The 20,337-nt window shown below is 69.8% G+C and carries 13 protein-coding genes; 10 read left to right on the forward strand and 3 right to left on the reverse strand.

Features of this window, described 5'->3' with window-relative positions; translation table 11 throughout:
• Positions 1-186 precede the first annotated feature (186 nt).
• A complete protein-coding gene (locus tag OHT77_RS08215) occupies positions 187-1,338 on the forward strand; it encodes an ATP-grasp domain-containing protein (protein ID WP_328827396.1) in 1,152 nt (383 codons plus the stop codon).
• A gap of 135 nt (positions 1,339-1,473) precedes the next feature.
• Positions 1,474-3,159 (forward strand): carbohydrate binding domain-containing protein, encoded by a 1,686-nt coding sequence (locus tag OHT77_RS08220; protein WP_328827398.1) that lies wholly within the window; start codon positions 1,474-1,476, stop codon positions 3,157-3,159.
• Between the two features lie 54 nt (positions 3,160-3,213).
• On the opposite strand, the gene OHT77_RS08225 is transcribed toward OHT77_RS08220, so the two are convergent.
• The 3 genes from OHT77_RS08225 to OHT77_RS08235 all read right to left on the reverse strand — a co-directional run bounded on the left by OHT77_RS08225 (position 3,214) and on the right by OHT77_RS08235 (position 8,482).
• Positions 3,214-6,273: an alpha-mannosidase gene (locus OHT77_RS08225; protein ID WP_328827400.1), complete on the reverse strand. Its 3,060-nt coding sequence runs from the start codon at positions 6,271-6,273 to the stop codon at positions 3,214-3,216.
• A gap of 110 nt (positions 6,274-6,383) precedes the next feature.
• On the reverse strand, positions 6,384-7,721 hold the full coding sequence (locus OHT77_RS08230; RefSeq protein ID WP_328827402.1) for a 6-phospho-beta-glucosidase: 1,338 nt from the start codon (positions 7,719-7,721) through the stop codon (positions 6,384-6,386).
• Positions 7,718-8,482, reverse strand: a complete 765-nt coding sequence (locus tag OHT77_RS08235; protein WP_328827403.1) for a DeoR/GlpR family DNA-binding transcription regulator — start codon at positions 8,480-8,482, stop codon at positions 7,718-7,720. Before OHT77_RS08235 ends, OHT77_RS08230 begins: the two co-directional genes overlap by 4 nt.
• Before the next feature lie 151 nt (positions 8,483-8,633).
• Between OHT77_RS08235 and OHT77_RS08240 the strand changes: the two genes are divergently transcribed.
• The 8 genes from OHT77_RS08240 to OHT77_RS08275 all read left to right on the forward strand — a co-directional run bounded on the left by OHT77_RS08240 (position 8,634) and on the right by OHT77_RS08275 (position 20,290).
• A complete protein-coding gene (locus OHT77_RS08240; protein WP_328827404.1) occupies positions 8,634-9,686 on the forward strand; it encodes a carbohydrate kinase family protein in 1,053 nt (350 codons plus the stop codon).
• Between the two features lie 92 nt (positions 9,687-9,778).
• Positions 9,779-11,065: an ABC transporter substrate-binding protein gene (locus tag OHT77_RS08245; protein ID WP_328827405.1), complete on the forward strand. Its 1,287-nt coding sequence runs from the start codon at positions 9,779-9,781 to the stop codon at positions 11,063-11,065.
• The gene (locus tag OHT77_RS08250; protein ID WP_328827406.1) at positions 11,065-12,024 is read left to right on the forward strand and encodes a carbohydrate ABC transporter permease; all 960 of its coding nucleotides are present in this window, start codon (positions 11,065-11,067) and stop codon (positions 12,022-12,024) included. Before OHT77_RS08245 ends, OHT77_RS08250 begins: the two co-directional genes overlap by 1 nt.
• A 13-nt stretch (positions 12,025-12,037) precedes the next feature.
• On the forward strand, positions 12,038-12,901 hold the full coding sequence (locus OHT77_RS08255) for a carbohydrate ABC transporter permease (protein WP_328827408.1): 864 nt from the start codon (positions 12,038-12,040) through the stop codon (positions 12,899-12,901).
• Positions 12,901-15,822 (forward strand): glycoside hydrolase family 2 TIM barrel-domain containing protein, encoded by a 2,922-nt coding sequence (locus OHT77_RS08260; RefSeq protein WP_328827409.1) that lies wholly within the window; start codon positions 12,901-12,903, stop codon positions 15,820-15,822. The genes OHT77_RS08255 and OHT77_RS08260 overlap by 1 nt, the downstream gene beginning before the upstream one ends.
• Positions 15,823-15,893: 71 nt before the next feature.
• The gene (locus OHT77_RS08265) at positions 15,894-17,747 is read left to right on the forward strand and encodes a LamG-like jellyroll fold domain-containing protein (RefSeq protein WP_328827411.1); all 1,854 of its coding nucleotides are present in this window, start codon (positions 15,894-15,896) and stop codon (positions 17,745-17,747) included.
• 27 nt (positions 17,748-17,774) lie between these two features.
• Positions 17,775-19,448, forward strand: a complete 1,674-nt coding sequence (locus OHT77_RS08270; RefSeq protein ID WP_328827412.1) for a histidinol-phosphatase — start codon at positions 17,775-17,777, stop codon at positions 19,446-19,448.
• Positions 19,448-20,290 carry a hypothetical protein gene (locus OHT77_RS08275; protein WP_328827413.1) on the forward strand — a complete coding sequence of 281 codons (843 nt, stop codon included), beginning with the start codon at positions 19,448-19,450 and terminating at the stop codon, positions 20,288-20,290. Before OHT77_RS08270 ends, OHT77_RS08275 begins: the two co-directional genes overlap by 1 nt.
• Positions 20,291-20,337 lie beyond the last annotated feature (47 nt).

Below are 20,337 nucleotides of genomic sequence, written 5' to 3' on the forward strand. Positions count from 1 at the left end.
GGTGGGCACCATCGGGAAATCCGTAACACGGGCGTTGCACGCGGCACCCTTTGAAAGCCGTATGATCGCCCCAACACCACCGCCACGAACGCCTCTTCGCCGAGGGCGGTTTGGTGTACCTCCAACCACCCTGGCCGGGCACGGCCCTGCTCCGCCGTGCCCGCGAACCCGAAAGGACGGCCCTGCATGGTCTCTCGCGTACGCGTCTGGCTCAACCGCACGTACGCGGAGAACGTGTTCTTCATGGATCAGCTGCGGAGAAATCCCAGCGACCGGGCCGTCGAGATCCATGCGACGCACGGCGACGCGGACTCCCCCGTGCTGGCCGCCGCCGACACCGCCGACCTGGAGCCCGAGGGCCTGTCCCCGGCCGCGTACGTCGAGTTCGCGCTCGACCAGTGCGCCCGTCGCGGTATCGACGTGTTCGTGCCCCGGCTGCACCAGTCGGAGATCGTGGCGCACCGCGCGGACTTCGCGGCGGTGGGCACGGCGCTGCTGGCGCCGACCCCCGAGGCCGTCGCCGTCTTCCACGACAAGGTGATCGCGTACGAGGCCGTGCAGGCGATCGGCGTGCCCGTTCCGCCGTGGTGGCGGGTCCGCACCGCTCCTGAACTCGTCGCCGCCGTCGAGGAGTTGGAGGCCGCCGGGCACAAGGCGTGCTTCAAACCGGCGTCCGGCGCGGGCGGGGTGGGCTTCCGTGTGATCACGCGCGCCCCCTTCTCGCTCATGCACCTCAACGGCTTCCCGAGCCCCTACGTCCCGCTCGACACGGTCGTCGAGGCGCTGGAGCAGGCCGACGAGCAGGTCGACTGGCTGGTCATGCCGCGTCTTGAGGAGCCGGAGGTGTCGGTGGACTGCCTGACCGGCCCCGACAACCTGGTCCGCCTCGCGGTGGGCCGCACCAAGAACGGCCGCCGTCGCGGTTTCACCCTGCACGAGCAGTGGCTGGAGCCGGCCCGCCGGATCGCCGAGGGCTTCGGGCTGCACTACCTGTCCAACATCCAGTTCCGCATGTTCGGCGACCGACCCGTGCTGATGGACGTCAACACCCGGCCCGCGGGCGGCCTGCACCAGCTGTCGCTGTGCGGGGTCAACGCCCCTTGGGCGGCAGTGCAGTTGGCGCTCGGTGAGGACCCGGGCACGATGGAGCCGCCGTTCCTGGGCGCGGACTACGCGGTCGTCTCGGGGCCGCGTCAGCTGCGTCCGGTGACGCTCCCGCACCAGCGCGCGGAGGAGTCGGAGCCGCTGCTCCCGGCGGCGCCCGCACCGGCGCAGGACGAGGTGGAGACGGCGACGGAGACCTCGGAGACGGGCAGCCGGGCCGCGGCCCGCGCCTGACTCCCGCCCCTCCTGACACCTTCACACCGGTCTGGACCAATCATGGCGGCGCATCTTGACACCGTGATTGGTCCATACCAACTTGGTTGCGCACCTTCCTGTACTCCCGAACCCCCATTCCTTCAGGGAGATCGCGTGCGCAACAGACTCAGACGCTCCAGACACCGGCTCCTCGCCCTGCTCGGCACCGCCGCCCTGGCCATGGCCGGGGCCATCGCACTGCCCGGTACGGCACAGGCGGCCAACGTCCTGACCAACCCCGGCTTCGAGTCGGGCAGCCTCTCCCCCTGGTCCTGCTCGGGGAACCTCGGCTCGGTCGTCTCCTCGCCCGTGCACGGCGGTTCCAAGTCCCTTGCCGGTGCGGTGAGTTCGAGTGACACCGCACAGTGCTCCCAGACGGTCGCCGTGCAGCCGAACACGGCGTACTCGCTCAGCGGCTGGGTGCGCGGCAGCTATGTCTACCTCGGTGTCAACGGCGGTTCCTCGACGTGGACCTCGTCCCCGTCGGCGTACAGCCAGCTGACGACGTCCTTCACCACCGGCGCCTCGCAGACCAGCGCCACCATCTATGTGCACGGCTGGTACGCGCAGGGCACCTACTACGCGGACGACATCAGCCTCGACGGTCCGGGCGGTGGCGGCGGTGGCGACACCCAGGCCCCGACCGCGCCGACCGGCCTGACCTCGACCGGCAAGACCTCCTCCAGCGTGTCGCTGTCGTGGGGCGCCGCGACGGACAACGTGGGTGTCACGTCGTACGACATCTACAGCGGGGCGAACCAGGTCCTGAGCGTCTCCGGTACGAGCGGGACGGTCAGCGGGCTCTCGGCCAGTACCGCCTACACGTTCACCGTGAAGGCGCGGGACGCGGCCGGAAACACCTCGCCGGCCTCGAACGCGGTGAGCGTCACGACAAGCGCCGGTACCGGTGGCGGCACCGGGTTCACCCAGGCCGCGCCGTATCTCTACGAGGGCTGGGGCGATCCGCCGGCCCCGAGCACGGTGATGAGCGCGACCGGCATCAAGTGGTTCACGATGGCGTTCGTGCTCGACTCCGGTGGCTGCAACCCGAGTTGGGACGGCAGCCGGCCCCTGACCGGTGGCGTCGACCAGACCGCCATCAACCAGATCCGCGCGGCCGGCGGTGACGTCGTGCCGTCCTTCGGCGGCTGGCAGGGCAGCAAGCTCGGCGCCAACTGCTCCTCCGCGAGCGCGCTCGCCGGAGCCCTGCAGAAGGTGATCAGCGCCTACGGGCTCAAGGCGATCGACATGGACATCGAGAACACGGACGAGTTCGAGAACGAGGCCGTGCAGGCGAAGATCCTGACCGCGCTGAAGACCGTCAAGGCCAACAACCCGGGCCTGCGCACGATCGTCACCTTCGGCACCTCGACGACCGGCCCGACGTACTACGGCAACCGGCTCATCGAGCAGGCGCAGTCGCTCAACGCCGGCATCGACGTCTTCACCATCATGCCGTTCGACTTCGGCGGCGGCTCCGACATGTACGGCAACACGGTCGCCGCGGCCGAGGGCCTCAAGACCAAGCTGAAGTCCACCTTCGGGTGGGACGACGCGACGGCCTACTCGCACATCGGCATCTCGGGCATGAACGGTCTGTCGGACCAGTCGGAGACGACAACTCCGGCCATCTGGACGCAGATTCGCGACTGGTCCAACTCACACCACATCGCACGGCTCGCGTTCTGGGCGGTCAACCGTGACCGCGGGTGCGCCGGCGGCGGAGTGGTGAGCAACTGCTCCGGCATCAGTCAGAACACCTGGCAGTTCACCTCGATCACGGCCGGTTTCACCGGCTGACGACCCCCACCCCTGGCGGCCGGTCCCCCGTGTGGGCCGGCCGCCTCGGTGTGTCTACTCGCCTGCGCCCGCCCGCTCCAGACGGAGCGTCAGGATCTGGAACGGCCGCAGGGACACGGCCACCGAGTCGCCGTCGGCGGAGACCTCGTCCGCCAGCGGCCGCTCCAGCAGGTCGGTGATCCGGGCGCCCGCGAGCGCGAAGCCGGTGCGCAGGACGCCCTCGGCGCGCCCGCCGTTCGACTCGTAGAGGCGCACGACGACGTCGCCGGACTCGTCGTCGGCGAGCTTGACCGCCTCGACCGTGATGCCGTCGCCCTCCACGGAGACGACGGGGTCCGGGGCGCCGCCCGAATCGGCCACCCGCAGCGGGAGGTTGAGGGCGTAGCCCTCGGCGACCGCGTCCTCGATGCTCGCGCCGGGCAGCAGTGAGTACGTGAGCCGGTGCTTGCCCTGGTCGGCCCCGGGGTCGGGGATGCGCGGGGCGCGCACCAGGCTCAGGCGGACCGTCGTCGTCGTACCGCCGTCCTCGCGGACCGTGCGGGAGACGTCGTGGCCGTACGTCGAGTCGTTGATGACGGCGACGCCGTAGCCGGGCTCGGCGAGGTGCACCCAGCGGTGGCCGGAGACCTCGAAACGGGCCGCCTCCCAGCTGGTGTTGGTGTGCGTGGGCCGCTGGATGTGGCCGAACTGGATCTCGGCGGAGGAGTGCGCGGCCCGGATGTCCACGGGGAAGCCGGCCTTGAGGAACTTCTCGGCCTCGTGCCAGTCGATGTCGGTCTCGAAGTCGATGCGGGGGCTGCCCGCGCGGACGGTGATCGTCTGCACGATCTTCGAGCCCTTGCCGAAGGACCGCTCCACCCGGATCGCGCCGAGCAGCGGGTCCTGGTCGACGACGGTGATGGAGTCGGCGTCGAGGAGGTCGGTGAAGCGGTTCTTGTAGTGCTTGTCGACGTCCCAGGCGTCCCAGTAGTTCGGGAGGTCGGTGTGCAGACGCAGCAAGTTGCCCTGGTCGGCGAGGACTTCACGGCCGCCGTGGCGCAGGTCGCGCACGGAGGCGAGGGTGCCGTCGTCGGCGAGTTCGACGCGGACGAGGCCGTTGTCGAGGACGCGGTCGGTGACGGTCACCGCCTGCGGGACGTACTCGGCGGCCAGCGGGGCGCTGCCGTTCGCGGGGACCGTCGCGTACATCGGGACGCCGGTCGCGGTGCGGATGACCTCGGCGCGGTCGAAGGGGCTGGTGTTGAAGACCCGGGTACCGCCGCCGCCCAGCGCGGCCACGGCCGCCGTCGTCAGCTCCTCCAACTCCGTTGCCACCCGCGCGTATTCGGCCTCGGCCTCGCGGTGCACCCAGGCGATCGAGGAGCCCGGCAGGATGTCGTGGAACTGGTGCAGCAGCACCGTCTTCCACAGCTTGTCGAGCTTCTCGTACGGGTACGCGTAGCCCGGTGCGTGCAGCGCGGCCGTCGTCGCCCACAACTCGGCCTCGCGGAGCCTGTGTTCGCTGCGCCGGTTGCCCTGCTTGGTGCGGGCCTGGGAGGTGTAGGTGGCGCGGTGGAGTTCGAGGTACAGCTCGCCGACCCAGACGGGGGCGTCCGGGTACTCGGCGCGGGCCTTGGCGAAGAACTCGTCCGGGTGCTCGACGACGACCTTCGGTGAACCCTCCAAGTCGGCGAGCCTGCGCGCCCGTTCCATGATCTCGCGGGTGGGGCCGCCACCGCCGTCGCCCCAGCCGAAGGGGGCAAGTGAGCGGGTGGCGTTGCCCTTCTCCTGGTAGTTGCGGACCGCGCGGGACATCTCCTCGCCGCTGAAGCGGGCGTTGTAGGTGTCGACCGGCGGGAAGTGCGTGAAGATACGGGTGCCGTCGATGCCCTCCCACCAGAAGGTGTGGTGGGGGAACGTGTTGGTCTGGTTCCAGGAGATCTTCTGGGTGAGGAACCACTCGTTGCCGGCGAGCTTGGCGAGCTGCGGGTAGGCCGCGTTGTAGCCGAAGGAGTCGGGCAGCCAGACGCCCTTGGTCTCGATGCCGAAGTGCTCGATGAAGAACCGCTTGCCGTGGACGAGTTGGCGGGCGATGGCCTCGCCGCCGGGCAGGTTGCCGTCGGACTCGACCCACATGCCGCCGACCGGTGCCCACTGGCCGCGCTTGACGGACTCCTGGATCCTGGCCCACACCTGCGGGTAGTTGTCACGCACCCACTCGTACTGCTGGGCCTGCGAGCAGGCGAAGATGAAGTCCTCGTACTCGTCCGCGAGGGACGTCACGTTCGAGAAGGTGCGGGACGTCTTGCGCTTGGTCTCGCGGATCGGCCACAGCCACGCCGAGTCGATGTGCGCGTGCCCGACGCCGGAGACGATGTGCGCGCTGGCGTTGGCGGGCTTGGCCAGCACCGGCTTGAGCGCGGCCCGTACGTCGGCGGCCGAACCGGCGACGTCGTCGAGGTCGAGCAGGTCCAGGGCGCGGTCCAGCGCGTGCATGATCTCGTGGCGGCGGGGGTCGTGCTCGCCCAGTTCCAGCATCAGTTCGCGCAGCACCTGGACATCGAGGTCGAGGTGGAAGACCTCCTCGTCGAGGACGGCGAGGTCGGCCCGGCGGAATGTATACAGTGGACGGTCGCCCGCCGTCAGTACATCACCGAGCGGGGTGGGCTCCGAGAAGTCGTTGGCGAGGATGTCGGGGTTGGAGGCCGCCTCGACCAGGTAGTCGATCACCTCGCCGCCCTCGGCCGGGTTGGCGATCGCCACGTACTGGTTGAGCGGGTTGACCGCCTTCAGCGGTGTCCCGTCCGTCAGGTGGACCAGGGCCTCGGCCTGGTTGCCGGGCCAGTCGCCGGTGAAGCCGAGGTCGATGACGGCCTCGACGCGCCTCCCGGCCCACTCCGCCGGCACCTGCCCGTGCATCCGGAACCAGGTCGTGCCCCAGGGCGGTCCCCACGGGGTGTCCATCGCGAACGGCGTGTACGGCGCCGCCGCGGCCTCGTCGAAGGAGACCGGCTCACCGGGGGCCTGCCAGGCCTCGACCGTGAAGGGCGCGGTGGCCGCGTAGATCGCGGGCTTGATGCGCTGGTTGTGGGCGCGCTCGACGCGCTCCTCGATCCGGCGGCGTTCGTCGTGCATGGGAAGTCTCCAGGGAACCAGGGAGCTGCTGAGTACTGGGGAGCCGCCGAGAGCCGCTGCGGGGTGACCGTCGCGGACGACTCGGGGGAAAGCGCTTACTGAATCGATGCCTACTTAAGGTACGCCAGGCCCGGGTGGACCTCGGTATAGCCCTCGACCAGCCGGCGTGCGACGTTCACCGAGTCGACCAGCGGGTGCAGCGCGAAGGCCTTCACCGCCGTCGTACGGGAGCCGTTCTCGGCCGCCGTGAGGACCTCGCGCTCGACACCCTTGACCGCGCAGACCAGGCCGGTGGCGTGGTCGGGCAGCGGGGCGACGGCAACGGGGTGGGCGCCGTTGGCGTCGACCAGGCACGGCACCTCGATGACCGCGTCGGTGTCGAGGACGGACAGCGCGCCCTGGTTGCGGACGTTGAGGATGAGGGTGGTGCGCTCGTCACGGGCGATGGCCCGCATCAGGGCGAGGGCGACCTTCTCGTAGCCGCCGGACAGGTCGTCCTCGTCGCGTTCGCCGGCACCTGCGGTCTCGCGGTTCTCCGCCATGTAGGTCGCCTCGCGCTCGGCGCGGGTGCGGTCCCAGGCGGTCAGTGCCGAGGTGTCCGGGCGCTTCATCTCGTCGTAGAACTGCGCCTGCTGGTCGCGGAGGAACGCGCCGCGGGTCTTCTCGACCTCGGTGTAGGCGCGAACGGTCTCGCGGTTGAAGTAGTAGTAGTGCAGGTACTCGTTCGGGATCGCGCCGAGCGACTGGAGCCAGTCGGTGCCGAAGAGCTTGCCCTCCTCGAAGGAGCCGAGCAGGTCCGGGTCGGCGAGCAGGCGCGGGAGTTCGTCGCGGCCGGCGACGCGCAGGCCGCGGACCCAGCCGAGGTGGTTGAGGCCGACGTAGTCGATGAAGGCCTCGCGCGGGTTCGCGCCGAGCACCTTGGCGATACGGCGGCCGAGGCCGACCGGGGAGTCGCAGATGCCGATGACGCGGTCGCCGAGGTGCCGGGACATGGCCTCGGTGACCAGGCCGGCCGGGTTGGTGAAGTTGATGACCCAGGCGTCGGGGGCGAGGCGGGCCACGCGCCGGGCGATGTCGACGGCGACCGGGACGGTGCGCAGACCGTAGGCGATACCGCCGGCGCCGACCGTCTCCTGGCCGAGGACGCCTTGCGCGAGGGCCACCCGCTCGTCGTCGGCGCGGCCCTCAAGGCCGCCGACGCGGATCGCGGAGAAGACGAAGTCGGCGCCGCGCAGGGCCTCGTCGAGGTCGGTGGTGGCGGTGACGGTGGGGGCCTCGGGGACGGTGGCGGCCTGTTCGGCCAGTACACGGGCGACCGCATGCAGTCGACTGTCGTCGAGGTCGTGCAGCACCACCTCGGTGACCCGGCCCTCGCCGCGGTCCGTGAGGAGTGCCCCGTAGACGAGCGGCACCCGGAACCCGCCGCCGCCTAGAATCGTCAGCTTCACGCTTTCACCTTTCCTGCCACGACGACCTCGACGCCCGCTTCCTCCAGGGAGGAGCGGGTCGCCGGGTCGACCGGGGCGTTCGTCACCACCGCGTCCAGGTCCTCGGGACCGCACACCTTCGCCATCCCCGTACCCGGGAACTTCTGCGCGTCCGCGAGCAGGACGACCTTGTCGGCGGCCTTGATCATGGCCCGTTTGACCGGCACCTCGACGACCGTCGTGTCCATCACCTGCCCACCGGGGCGCACTCCACTGGTGCCGAGGAAGAGCCAGTCGGCGTGCAGCTGGCGCAGGTTGTCCTCGGTGAGGAAGCCCACCAGGGAGCGGTACTCGCGCCGCACCATGCCGCCGAGCAGCACCAGTTCGATGCCCTCGTCGTCGGCCAGCTCCTCGTAGACCACGAGGTTGCTGGTGATCACGGTGAGCCGGCGGCCGTGCAGCTGCCGGGCCAGCCGGTAGGCGGTGGTGCCGATGTCGAGGAGGACCGACTGGCCGTCCGCGACCATCGCCGCCGCGCGTGCGGCTATCGCGTCCTTCTCGGCCACCCGCACCTCGGCGACCTCGGCGAAGGGCTGGTCGCCCTCGTCGGCCACGGCGCCGCCGTGGACACGCGTGAGGAGTCCGTCCTCCTCGAGTTTGAGCAGATCGCGCCTGATCGTGGCGGGGCTCACCCCCAGCTGCTCGGAGAGATCGGTCACGGCCGCGGGGCCACCGGAGCGCAGGGCCCGCAGGATGAGTTGATGTCGTCGTTCTGCCAGCACGCCGTGAACACTACTCGTCATCTTCAATCATTTCTATGCTCAGTTCTGCTCGGGTATTGACCAATCTCGTCGAACAGCGCACGATTCCGGTCACCGAAATGAAGAGTTTTGACGAGCTCTCCAGCTGACGTGCCGACGAGAGGATCTGCGCGTGGACGACGACCGGGCCGATGTGCTGCTGACCGGGCTGCTCTTCTACGACCTCGTCCTCACCGGTCTGCGGCAGCCGCCGACACCGGGCGAGGAGATCTGGACCGGCGGCATGGGCTGCGGCCCGGGCGGCATCGCGAACCTCGCGGTCTCCGCGTCCCGCTTCGGTCTGCGCACGTCCCTCGCCACGGTCTTCGGCGACGACTTCTACGGCGCCTACTGCCGTGAGGTCCTCGCCGGCCAGGAGGGCGTCGACCTCTCCCTGTCCCGCACCGCGGACGGCTGGCACACCCCCGTCACCGTCTCGCTCGCCCTCCCCCACGCTCACCTCCGCTCGAGCGGCGGGACCCCCGTCACCGACCGGGCCCTGGTCACCCACGGCCAGGAACCGCCGTACTCCCAGGACGTGTTGATGGGCGACCCGCCCGACGCACGCACCGCGCTGGTGCACCTGGAGGCCGAACCGCGCGCATGGCTCGCCAAGGCCGCCGCGAACGGCACGCAGATCTACGCCGACGTCGGCTGGGACCCCACCGAGCAGTGGTCCCGCGATCTGCTCGACCAGCTCGCCCTGTGCCACGCCTTCCTCCCCAACGAGGCCGAGGCGATGGCCTACACCCGCACCGACAGCGCGGTCGCGGCGCTCGGCACGCTCACCGAGCTGGTGCCGGTCGCGGTGATCACGCGGGGCGGCGACGGGGCGATCGCCGTCGACCAGACGACCGGCGAGTACGCGGAGGTCCCGGCCCTGGCCGTGGACGTCCTGGACGCGACGGGCGCCGGTGACGTGTTCGGCGCGAGCTTCGTCGCGGCCTCGCTCGGCGGCTGGCCGCTGGAGGAACGCCTGCGGTTCGCGGTGCTCGCCGCCGGGCTCTCCGTCCAGCACCACGGCGGCGCGCTGGCGGCGCCCGGCTGGTACGGCGTCGACCGTTGGCTGCATACGGTCCGCGATCCGGAACTGCGGCGTGCATACGGCTTTCTCGTCGACAGGATCCCGGCGGACCCCGGCCCGCCCGTCAGGTACGCACCTGTCACTCCCCCCGCACGGGAGTAGCACCCCACGAAGTCCCTTGAAAGTCCCCCCACTTCAGCCCCTCGTATGCACGACCCGAACAGATCGAACAGATCCGAAAGGCGGTGGGAGCTGTGCGGCTCTCACGAAGAGGCCTGCTCCGTGCGGGCCTGGCCGGTACGGCCGCCACGGCGCTCGGCGGCCTGGCGTCCGGCTGCGCCGTACCGACCGGTTCCACCGGCCGGAACATGGTCCTGTGGTACTGGGACGGCGGCCTCGGCGACACGGTCGTCAAGAACGCCAAGGCGCGGTACGACCGTACGGTCGACCTCCAGGCGATCAAGATCGGCGGCTACTACCGGTCCAAGCTGATCACCACGATGGCGGGCCGGGCCCACATCCCCGACATCGCCGGCCTCAAGGGCGAGGACATGGCGTCCTATCTGCCCAACGCCGACCAGTTCGTGGACCTCAGGACGCTCGGCGCGGACAAGTACAAGAGCCAGTACCTGGACTGGAAGTGGCGGCAGGGCATCGCCGACGACGGCACGATGGTCGGCTTCCCCATCGACTGCGGCCCGGTGGCGCACTATTACCAGTACGCCGTGTTCCGCAAGGCCGGGCTGCCGTACGAACCCGCCGACGTGTCACGGGAGTTGGACACCTGGGACAAGTTCTTCGCGGCGGGCGAGCAGCTCAGGAAGCGGATCCCGGGGACGTATCTGGTCACCGACGTCAACAGCATCTTCGAGAACGTGGTGAACCAGGGCTCCGAGCGGTACGTCGACAAGGACCGGCACTTCATCGGCGGCCAGGAACACGTGCGCCAGGCCTGGGCGTTGGCGGTGGAGACCAAGCAGCGCGGGATCGTCTCGGATCTGGTCAGCGGCACCCCGGACCAGCTCTCGGCCGTACAGGACGGCAAGCTGCCGAGCCAGCTCAACGCCTCCTGGGCGACCAGTGACATCAAGACCGGTGTGCCAAAGACCAAGGGGCGCTGGCGAGTTGCCCAGATGCCGGTGCGGCCGGCCAACATCGGCGGTTCGTTCCTTTCGATCACCAAGGCGTGCCGCGAACCCGAGCAGGCCTTCGCGGTCATCAGCTGGATGCTCGACGCGGCCAACCAGGCCCAGGGTTTCGTCGACGCGGGTCTGTTCCCCTCCACCCCGGCCTCGTACGACCTGAAGACGGTGCGGGTGCCGGACCCGTTCTTCGGCGGGCAGGACACGATGGAGATCTTCGGGCCCGCCGCGCAGAAGATCACGGTCGCCTACAACAGCCCGTTCGACATCGCGCTCGGGCAGCCCCTCAAGGACGAGATCAAGAACGTCGGTGTCCTCGGCAAGGACCCCAAGAAGGCCTGGAGTGACGCCATGAGCAAGTGCCGGCGCATCGCGGACCACCTGGGGGTGAGCTACTGATGGCCACCGCACTGGACAAGCCCCCCGCCGCCGTGGGCAGTTCGGCCGCCCCCTCGCGGCCCAGGAGCGGCTTCCGCAAGTACTGGCATCTGTATGCCGCGATCTCCCCGTTCTATCTGCTGTTCCTCTGCTTCGGGCTGATCCCCGTCGGGTTCTCGTTCTACCTCTCGCTGCACCGCTGGGACGGCCTCGGCTCCATGGAGTGGGCGGGCCTGTCGCAGTACAAGTACCTGCTGAGCGACACCGACTTCTGGAACTCGATCGGCAACACCCTGATCATCTGGGCGCTGGCGACGTTCCCCATGATCTTCCTCGCCATGGTCACGGCCGTGATGCTCAACTCCGCGGTGCGCTTCAAGAACGTGTACCGCTTCGCCTACTTCCTGCCGAACGTCACCTCGGTGGTGGCGATCGCGATCGTCTTCGGCTCGGTGTTCTCCACCAACTTCGGCCTGGTGAACGCCCTGTTGCAGGCCGTGGGCTTCGACCAGATCGCCTGGCTGAACACCCCGTGGGGCATCAAGATCGCCATCGCGACACTGATGACCTGGCAGTGGACCGGCTACAACGCGATCATCTTCCTCGCCGGTCTGCAGACCATCCCGGGCGAACTCTACGAAGCGGCACGGATGGACGGCGCCGGACCGGTCCAGACGTTCTTCCGCATCACGCTGCCGATGCTGCGCCCGGTGCTGCTGTTCGTGCTCGTCATCTCGACGGTCACCGGTCTGCAGAGCTTCTCCGAACCCCAGGTACTGCTGCAGAACACGTCGAACGACTCGACGTTCGCGGGCGGTCCGGGCCACTCCGGCCAGACGATGGTCCTGTACTTCTTCCAACAGACCTTCGACAACAACGACTTCGGTTACGGCGCCGCCGTGGCCTGGGGCATCTTCCTCGTCGTCATCCTCTTCTCCATCGTCAACTGGCGCCTGGTGCAGCGCCGGGGCGAAGACTAGGGAGTCGGTCACCATGGCATTCCTCCACGGCACACGGCGACCGAAGGGCATCCGGGGCACCCGGAGCCGCGGCATCGGTCTCCATGTCTCCCTGATCCTGGGCGTGTTGCTCTCGGCCTTCCCGTTCTACTGGGCCGTGATCATGTCGACGCACACCTCGTCGGAGATCTTCTCCTACCCGCCGAAGCTGCTGCCGGGCTCGCACTTCCTGGAGAACCTGCGCAGCCTCTTCGACAACATCGACTTCTTCGGCTCGATGTTCAACTCGGTGCTGGTCGCGGGGTCGGTGACCTTCCTGGTCCTGCTCTTCGACTCGCTCGCCGCGTTCGTCTTCGCCAAGTTCCGGTTCCCGGGCAAGAACGTGCTGTTCGCGCTGCTGATGGTCATCTTCATGGTGCCCGCGCAGCTCGCGGCCATCCCGCAGTTCGTCATCATGGCGAAGCTCGGCTGGATCGGCTCGATGACCGCGCTGATCGTCCCGGCGGCGGCCAACGCGTTCGGCATCTTCTGGATGCGCCAGTACATGAAGAGCGCGATCCACGACGAACTCCTCGACGCCTCCCGTATCGACGGCGCGAACTTCCTGCGCCAGTACTGGCACGTGGCCCTCCCGGTGGTCCGCCCGGGCCTCGCGTTCCTCGGCATCTTCACCTTCATGGGCCAGTGGAACGACTACGCCTGGCCCCTGATCGCCCTCACCAACCCGGACAACGTCACGCTCCAGGTGGCCCTGTCCCAGCTCAACGGCACCCACGGCACCACCGACTACGGAATGGTCATGACCGGCGCGCTCCTGGCTCTCGTCCCCCTGCTGATCGTGTTCGCGGTCGGCGCCAAGCAGATCATCGGCGACCTCGGCAAGGGAGCCATCCGCTGATGACCGACCCGCTGCTCGCGCTCCGCCCCTGGGAGTCACCCGAGGTGACCTCCTGGGGGCGGTTGCCCATGTCCGCCGTCGACCGACGGACGGGGGCCGTCTCCCTCGACGGCGACTGGCGCTTCCAGCTGCTGCCCGCGCCGGACGCGCCGCTCGCGGAGACCTGGTCGTCGTCGTACGTGCCGGGTGCATGGACCATGCAGGACACGGACGACCGTCCGCAGTACACGAACGTCCGTATGCCGTATGCACAATTCCCTCCGCTGTCGCCGGTCGACAATCCGACGGGGGTCTACGAGCGTGCGGTGGACATCCCGGCCGACTGGACCGGGCGGCGGATCGTGCTCCAGGTCGGGGCCGCCGAGAGCGTGCTGCTGGTGCACGTGGACGGGCGGCCCGTCGGCATCTCCAAGGACTCCCACCTCGCCGCCGACTTCGACCTCACGGACGTCGTACGCCCCGGCGGGCGGGCCACCGTACGGCTGACCGTGGTGAAGTGGTCGGACGCCTCGCACCTCGAGGACCAGGACCAGTGGTGGCACGGCGGCATCACACGGTCCGTGCTGCTGTACGCCACCGATCCGCTGCATCTCGCGGACGTGACCGTGCGGGCGTCCTACGACGGCACCCTGCGGGTCGACTGCCAGGTGCGGGACGCGGCCGGCGCGCTGCCCGGCGGGTGGTACGTCTCCGGCGATCTCGACGGTCAACTCCTCACCCAGGACGAGGAGTTCGACCGGTTCAACACCGAGGACGACCGAGTCTCCGACTTCCTCGGCGAGGCCCGCATGCGCGCCGCCGTCTCCGAGGTGCGCACCTGGAACGCCGAGACACCCGAGCTGTACGGCCTCACGGTCCGGCTGCACCGCGCCGACGGGACGGTCGCCGACGCGTCGTACCGGCGCATCGGGTTCCGGGACGTGGAGATCGTGGGCCGGGACCTGCTCGTCAACGGCGAGCGCGTGTACATCCGGGGCGTCAACAGGCACGACTTCCATCCACTGACCGGCCGCACCGTGTCGTACGACGACATGCGCGCGGACCTGGTGCTGCTCAAGCGGTTCGGCTTCAACGCGATCCGCACCGCGCACTACCCGGACGACCCGGCGCTCTACGACCTCGCCGACGAGCTGGGTCTCTACGTCGTCGACGAGGCGGACATCGAGTCGCACGACCACGCGCACGAGATCGCGGACGACCCGCGCTATCTGAACGCGTTCGTGGACCGCGTGGCGCGGATGGTGCTGCGCGACAAGAACCACCCCTCGGTGATCGTCTGGTCGCTCGGCAACGAGTCCGACTACGGCGCGAACCACGACGCGGCCGCCGGCTGGGTCCGGCGCCACGACCCCACCAGGCCGATCCAGTACGAGGGCGCGGCCAAGCGCGGCTGGGCCGACCCGGACCTCGCCTCCGACATCGCGTGCCCGATGTACGCGCCGCTGGAGGACTGTGTCGCGCACGCGCTGTCCGGTGAGCAGACCAAGCCGTTGATCCAGTGCGAGTACTCGCACGCGATGGGCAACAGCAACGGAACCCTCGCGGACCACTGGGCTGCCATCGAGTCAACCCCGGGTCTTCAGGGCGGCTTCATCTGGGAGTTCTGGGACCACGGAATCCTGCAGCGTGTGAGCGACGGAAGACCCACCGGCCGCGCGGGCGCCGGGCTGTACGACAATGGTGTCGCCGCGCCCGGTCAACGCTGGGCGTACGGCGGTGACTTCGGCGAGGCGATCCACGACGGCGCGTTCATCGCGGACGGCGTGGTGTTCCCCGACCGCACCCCCAAGCCGGTGATGTTCGAGCACCGGGAGATCGCGGCGCCGGTGCGTATCGAGTGTTTCCGGCACGAGGGCGTCGTCCTCGGCAACCACCAGCACTTCCGCGGCCTCGACTGGCTCGCCGGGACATGGGAGTTGGCCCTCGCGGACGGCCGCACACTGACCGCGCCGGCCGAGCTGCCGGCGCTGTGCCCGGGCGAGACGGTGGCCGTGCCGCTGCCGTTCGCGCTGCCGGAGGACGGCGGCGAGGCCTGGCTGACGCTGCGCGTGACGACGGCCGATGACCAGCCGTGGGCACCGCGCGGCACGGACGTGTGCGCGCCGCAGGTGCGGCTGCGGGCCGCAACACCCCTGGCGGCACCGGTGGTCGGCGGCGGCAGGGTGGAGGTCGACGGGGAAGGTCTGCTGCTCCACCCGTTGTTGACGGCCGCCCCGACGCTGTCCCTGTGGCGGGCGCCCACCGACAACGACGAGTTGGGCGGCATGGCCGCGCGCTGGCGGAGGTGGGGGCTCGACTCCCTGGTCCGCAAGGTCGTTTCGGTACGGCGTGACGGCGAGCGGGTGACGACGGTCGCCGAGTACGCCGGTGCCACGGGTGTGGTCCGGCACTGTCAGGTGTTCACGCCGGTGGAGGGCGGGGTCCGGATCGAGGAATCGGCCGCACTGCCCGACGAGTTCGACGACGTGGCCCGGGTCGGCACCGTGTTCGAGACGGTGCCGGGGCTCGATCTGCTGGAGTGGTTCGGCCGGGGTCCCTGGGAGTCGTACCCCGACCGCAGCACGGGCGCGCCCGTGGGCCACCACTCGGTCCCCGTCGACGCGCTGTTCACTCCGTATCTGCGGCCGCAGGAGAGCGGTGGCCGGCACGGGGTACGGCGGTTCACGCTGTCGGCACCGGACGCCACCGGTCTCGAAGTCGACCTCGACGAGCCCCGCCAGGTCTCGGTGACCCGCCATCGCGCCGACGACCTGACCGCCGTACGGCACCACGACGAGCTGGTGCCGCGCGCGTCCTGCGTGGTGCAACTCGACGCGGCGCACCGGGGGTTGGGCACGGCGTCGTGCGGCCCCGACACGTCGGCGGGGTATCTCGTCGCACCGGGTGTCCATCGCTGGAGCTGGACCCTGCGCGTTCTCTGAAGCCCCGGCTTCCACCTCCCCCGCTTGCAACTCCCCAGCTTTCACGAGCACTTACCCGGTACGGAGCACCCGTGTGCACTTCGCATGAGAACGAGTACGAGGCCGAGCGGTGCGAGGCGGCCCAGGCCGGCGCAGGGCGGCGCGGTTTCCTGCGGGCGACGGCGCTGCTCGGTGCCGCCGCCGCGGCCGGTGTCGCGCTGCCGGGTGTCGCCGAGGCGGCCCCCATCTCGGCGGCCGGAAAGGCGAGTTGGCGGCCCGACACCGCCAGTCGCCGCTTCACGCTCGCGGTGATGCCGGACACCCAGTACCTCTTCGACGGGCCGAGCATCGACAAGGCGCCGATCGAGGCCTCGCTGCGCTATCTCCTGGAGCACGGCAAGGACGAGAACATCGTGTTCCTGTCCCACCTGGGCGACCTGACACAGAACGGCGCGAAGCCCGAATTCGCCGCGATCGGGGAGGCGTTCGGGCTGCTGGACCGGCGGGGCGTCGGCTACAGCGTGCTGGCCGGGAACCACGACATCAGCTCGTCGACGGACGACCAGCGCGGCTCGTCGCCGTACCTGGACACGTTCGGCCCGCCGCGCTTCAAGAACAAGTCCACGTTCGGCGGCGCCTCTTCGGACGGCTACAACACGTACCACGTGTTCAAGGCCGCCGGACGGGAGTGGCTCGTGCTGGCGCTCGACTGGCGGCTGTCGGCGAAGGGCTACGCGTGGGCGAAGGACGTCATCGCGCGGCACCCGAAGACGCCGGTCATCCTCACCACACACGAACTGGTCGTGGACGACGACACGTTGTCGGACTACGGGCAGCAGCTGTGGGACCAGCTGATCACCGACCACGACCAGATCTTCCTGACCCTGAACGGCCACTACTGGCCGGCTCGCCGGGCAACTCGTAAGAACACGGCGGGCCATGACGTCCACCTTCACCTGACGAACTATCAGAACCGCTACTTCGGCGGCGCGGCGATGATCCGTCTCTACCACTTCGACCTGGACCGCGACGTCATCGACGTGGAGACGGTGTCGCCGTGGATCCTCGGCCGGGCGGCGAAGGGCCTCAACGAGCTGGAGCGCCAGGAGATCGAACTCAGCGGCGACACCGACCGGTTCTCCGTCGGCATCGACTTCGCGGACCGCTTCGCCGGCTTCGACCCGGTGCCGGTCCGCTCGGCACGCCCCGCGTCGAAGATGCTGATCCCGGGCACGGCCGCCTACTGGCGCTTCGAGTCTCCCGTCTCCGGCACCGTCCGTGACCTGTCCGGCCGCGGCAACGACCTCACCGTGGTCTCCGTGAACGGCGGCACCCTCGGCTGGTCCGCCGACCACCACCCGGACCAACCGGGCCACGGAAGCCTGGAGTTCACGGGCTACAAGTCCCCGCTGAAGGGCGCCTACCTGCGGACCGTCGACGGTGCGCCGCTCAACTCGGCGACGTTCAAGGACGGTTACACCATCGAGGCGTTCTACTGGCTGCCCGCCGACTGGAACGCCTCGCACAACGCCTGGGCCGGTCTCGTCAGCCGGACCGGCCGCAACGGCTCGGTCGGCACGGTGACGGACGACCCCGACGAGCCGCTCGCCACCCTCTCCCTCTCCGACGGGCCGGGCCCGCAGTGGGCGGTACATCCCCTGAACCAGCAGCAGTTGGCGACCAACTGGGGTGACGAGACCGACCCCGAGATCTGGTGGCACCTCGCCGTCGTCAACGACGGACGGCACACCACGATGTACGTCCAGGGCTGCCCGGTGGCCCGCAACCCGCACGCCCCCGCGATCGGCATCGCGTCCTCCGGACAGCCGTGGCTGCTCGGCGGCTACGAGTACGCGGACAGGATCGACCAGATCCTGCACGGCCGCCTCGGTGACGTCCGGATCGTCTCCCGGGCGCTGCCCGTGACCTCCTTCATGACCCACTGACAGCCCTCCAGAGGACTCCCGAACATCATGACCGAGCAGCAGCTGCCCACCTGGGCCGATCCGTCCGTCTCCCCCGCCGACCTCGACGCGCAGGGTGTCTCCCGACGCCAACTCCTGTGCCGCGCGGGCCTGTTCGGTGCCGCGTTCACCCTCGGCGCGGGCCCGCTCGCCACCCCCGCGGCGGCGGCAGGCCGGGGCTACGGCGGCAACGACCCGCGCCTCGCGTACCTCGTCGGCGACCACCACGTGCACTCCGTGTACAGCCACGACGCGAAGTACACGTTCTCCCAGCAGGCGCGGGCCGCCGCGAGGTACGGCCTCGACTGGATGGTCTTCAACGAGCACTCCAACTTCGGACACGCCTCCTACGGCGCCGAGTTGGAGCACGCGGAGATCCTGAAGGCGCGGGCCGCGAACCCCCGTCAGCTGATCTTCCAGGGCCTGGAGTGGTACATCCCGGCCGCCGAGCACTGCACGGTCTTCGCCGCGCCGGGCCGGCACGAAGTGGATCTGCTCACCCGGTTCGAACTCGCCTACGACGGCAAGCTGTTGGGCTACGACAAGGGCGGCGTCGCCGACGCGGACACCGCCCGCAACGAGGCCCACGCGGTGAAGGCCGTCAAGTGGCTGGCGGAGCAGCGCCGTTCGGGCTACGTCGACGACGTCCTCGTCCTCGCCAACCACCCGCTGCGCCTGGGTATCGACTCCCCGCACGAGATGCGCGCCTGGCGGGACGCGGCCCCGGAGATCATGATCGGCATGGAGGGCGCACCCGGCGCCCAGGGCGCGGCCCTGCCCGGCTGGCGCGGTGCGACGTCGATCCGCGGCGAGTACGAGAACAAGCCCTCGGCGCAGTCCTGGTCGGGATATCCGGCGGACGCGTATGTGACGTACGGCGGATTCGACTGGGCGACGGCGACCGTCGGCGGGCTGTGGGACTCGATGCTGGCCGAGGGGCGGCTCTTCTCGATCACCACCAACTCCGACAACCACCGTACGGTCTACGACACCTGGGCCAACGGCGCCTGGCCCGACGGGCAGAACTTCGACAACACCGGCAAGCTCCCCGACCCGGTGCGGACCGACTCCCCGCAGCCCGGCAGCGACTTCTGGCCCGGCGAGTTCAGCCGCACCCACGTGGGCGTGACCCGCTACGGCTACCGCGAGGTCATGGCGGGCCTGCGCGCGGGCCGGGTCTGGGTCGACCACGGGCACCTGCTGGACGGGCTCGACGTCCGCCTGAAGCGGGACTGCGACCACGGTCGGGGCGTCACCCTGGGCGGCCGACTGCGGGTCCGCAAGGGCGACCGGCTCACCCTGAACATCACCGTGACGACCGCCTCGCGGCCCAACGCCCAGGGAGTCCTGCCCGAGTTGGCGCACGTGGACGTGATCCGGGGCGCGGTGCACGGCGCGGTGTCCGACCGGGACGTGTGGCGGGCGCCGGACACGAAGGTCGTCCGCACGGCGGACGTCGGCGGCCGCAAGGGGACGTACACGCTGCGCGTCCCGGTGACCGCAGGGGACGAGTCCTTCTATCTCCGGCTGCGCGGCAGCGACGGCAGGCGACACGGTGCGGGCTACCTCGGCGCCTCGGTGGACCCGCACGGCCCGATCCCCCACGAGCCCGGCAACGGTGACCCGTGGGCCGACACATGGTTCTATTCCAACCCCATCTTCGTCGACCTGGCAGGTATCTGATGAAGCGTCAACTGACTGTCCTCGCCGCCTTATTGGGTGCTCTCACGCTCGGCGTGAGCACCTCCTCCGCAGCCGCCTCCACCACCTGGGCGGAGACCGGCACGGCCTACACCGGCAGTCTCGGCGGCGGTGAGGGCGTCGCCAGCCAGGCGGACGGCTCGCTGCTGTACCGCGGGCTGGCGTCCATCCCGCTGGATCTGCGCATCCAGGGCTGGAACCACATCGGTGACCCGGACATCGCGAACGGCTACGTCTTCGACGCCTACCAGGGCGCCGACACCGGCACGTCCAAGATGTTCGCGGTCACCACGCCGTCCGGGACGCGCTACACGTACGTCCACACGCTCGACCCGGGCGAGAAGATCAACAACTCCTTCGACGCGATCTCGCCGGACACGCAGTGGATGGTGTCGGGCGAGTGGGGCGACCAGTCCAGACTCCAGGTCTTCCCCACTCCCCTGCTCAACGCGTCCACCCCGAAGACGGGCGGGGCGCTGCCGCAGGCCGGGCAGATCACCCTGGACAGGACGGTGAACGACATCCAGGGCTGCGACTTCGTGACGGACACCCGCCTGGTGTGCGTCTCGGACGACGCGTCGGGGAGCAAGTTCCCCGAGATCCGCCCGCTCCTCCAGGTCGACCTGCCGCACAAGCTGGACGGCCGGCCGATCACCGGCACGGTCACCAGCCTGTTCGCGCTGCCCCAACGCAGCATCTGCACCGGCACGTTCGAGGCCGAGGGCATCGACTACGACGTGAACAGCGGCACGCTGCGGGCCGAGGTCGTCCAGCCGGGCGTGTGCCAGGTGTCGACGAGCGTGTACTCGTACAAGCAGCAGTAGGCGGTCGGCGGTATACGCACGACGGTGGACAGTCGACCGTGGCCGCC

Source organism: Streptomyces sp. NBC_00252 (genome assembly GCF_036187565.1).
Classification (GTDB): Bacteria; Actinomycetota; Actinomycetes; order Streptomycetales; family Streptomycetaceae; genus Streptomyces.

Coding starts and splice junctions, on each gene's coding strand:
- OHT77_RS08215 (WP_328827396.1), top strand. CDS start 187: ATGGTCTCTCGCGTACGCGTCTGGCTCAACCGCACGTACGCGGAGAAC.
- OHT77_RS08225 (WP_328827400.1), bottom strand. CDS start 6,273: ATGCACGACGAACGCCGCCGGATCGAGGAGCGCGTCGAGCGCGCCCAC.
- OHT77_RS08250 (WP_328827406.1), top strand. CDS start 11,065: ATGGCCACCGCACTGGACAAGCCCCCCGCCGCCGTGGGCAGTTCGGCC.
- OHT77_RS08255 (WP_328827408.1), top strand. CDS start 12,038: ATGGCATTCCTCCACGGCACACGGCGACCGAAGGGCATCCGGGGCACC.
- OHT77_RS08260 (WP_328827409.1), top strand. CDS start 12,901: ATGACCGACCCGCTGCTCGCGCTCCGCCCCTGGGAGTCACCCGAGGTG.
- OHT77_RS08270 (WP_328827412.1), top strand. CDS start 17,775: ATGACCGAGCAGCAGCTGCCCACCTGGGCCGATCCGTCCGTCTCCCCC.
- OHT77_RS08275 (WP_328827413.1), top strand. CDS start 19,448: ATGAAGCGTCAACTGACTGTCCTCGCCGCCTTATTGGGTGCTCTCACG.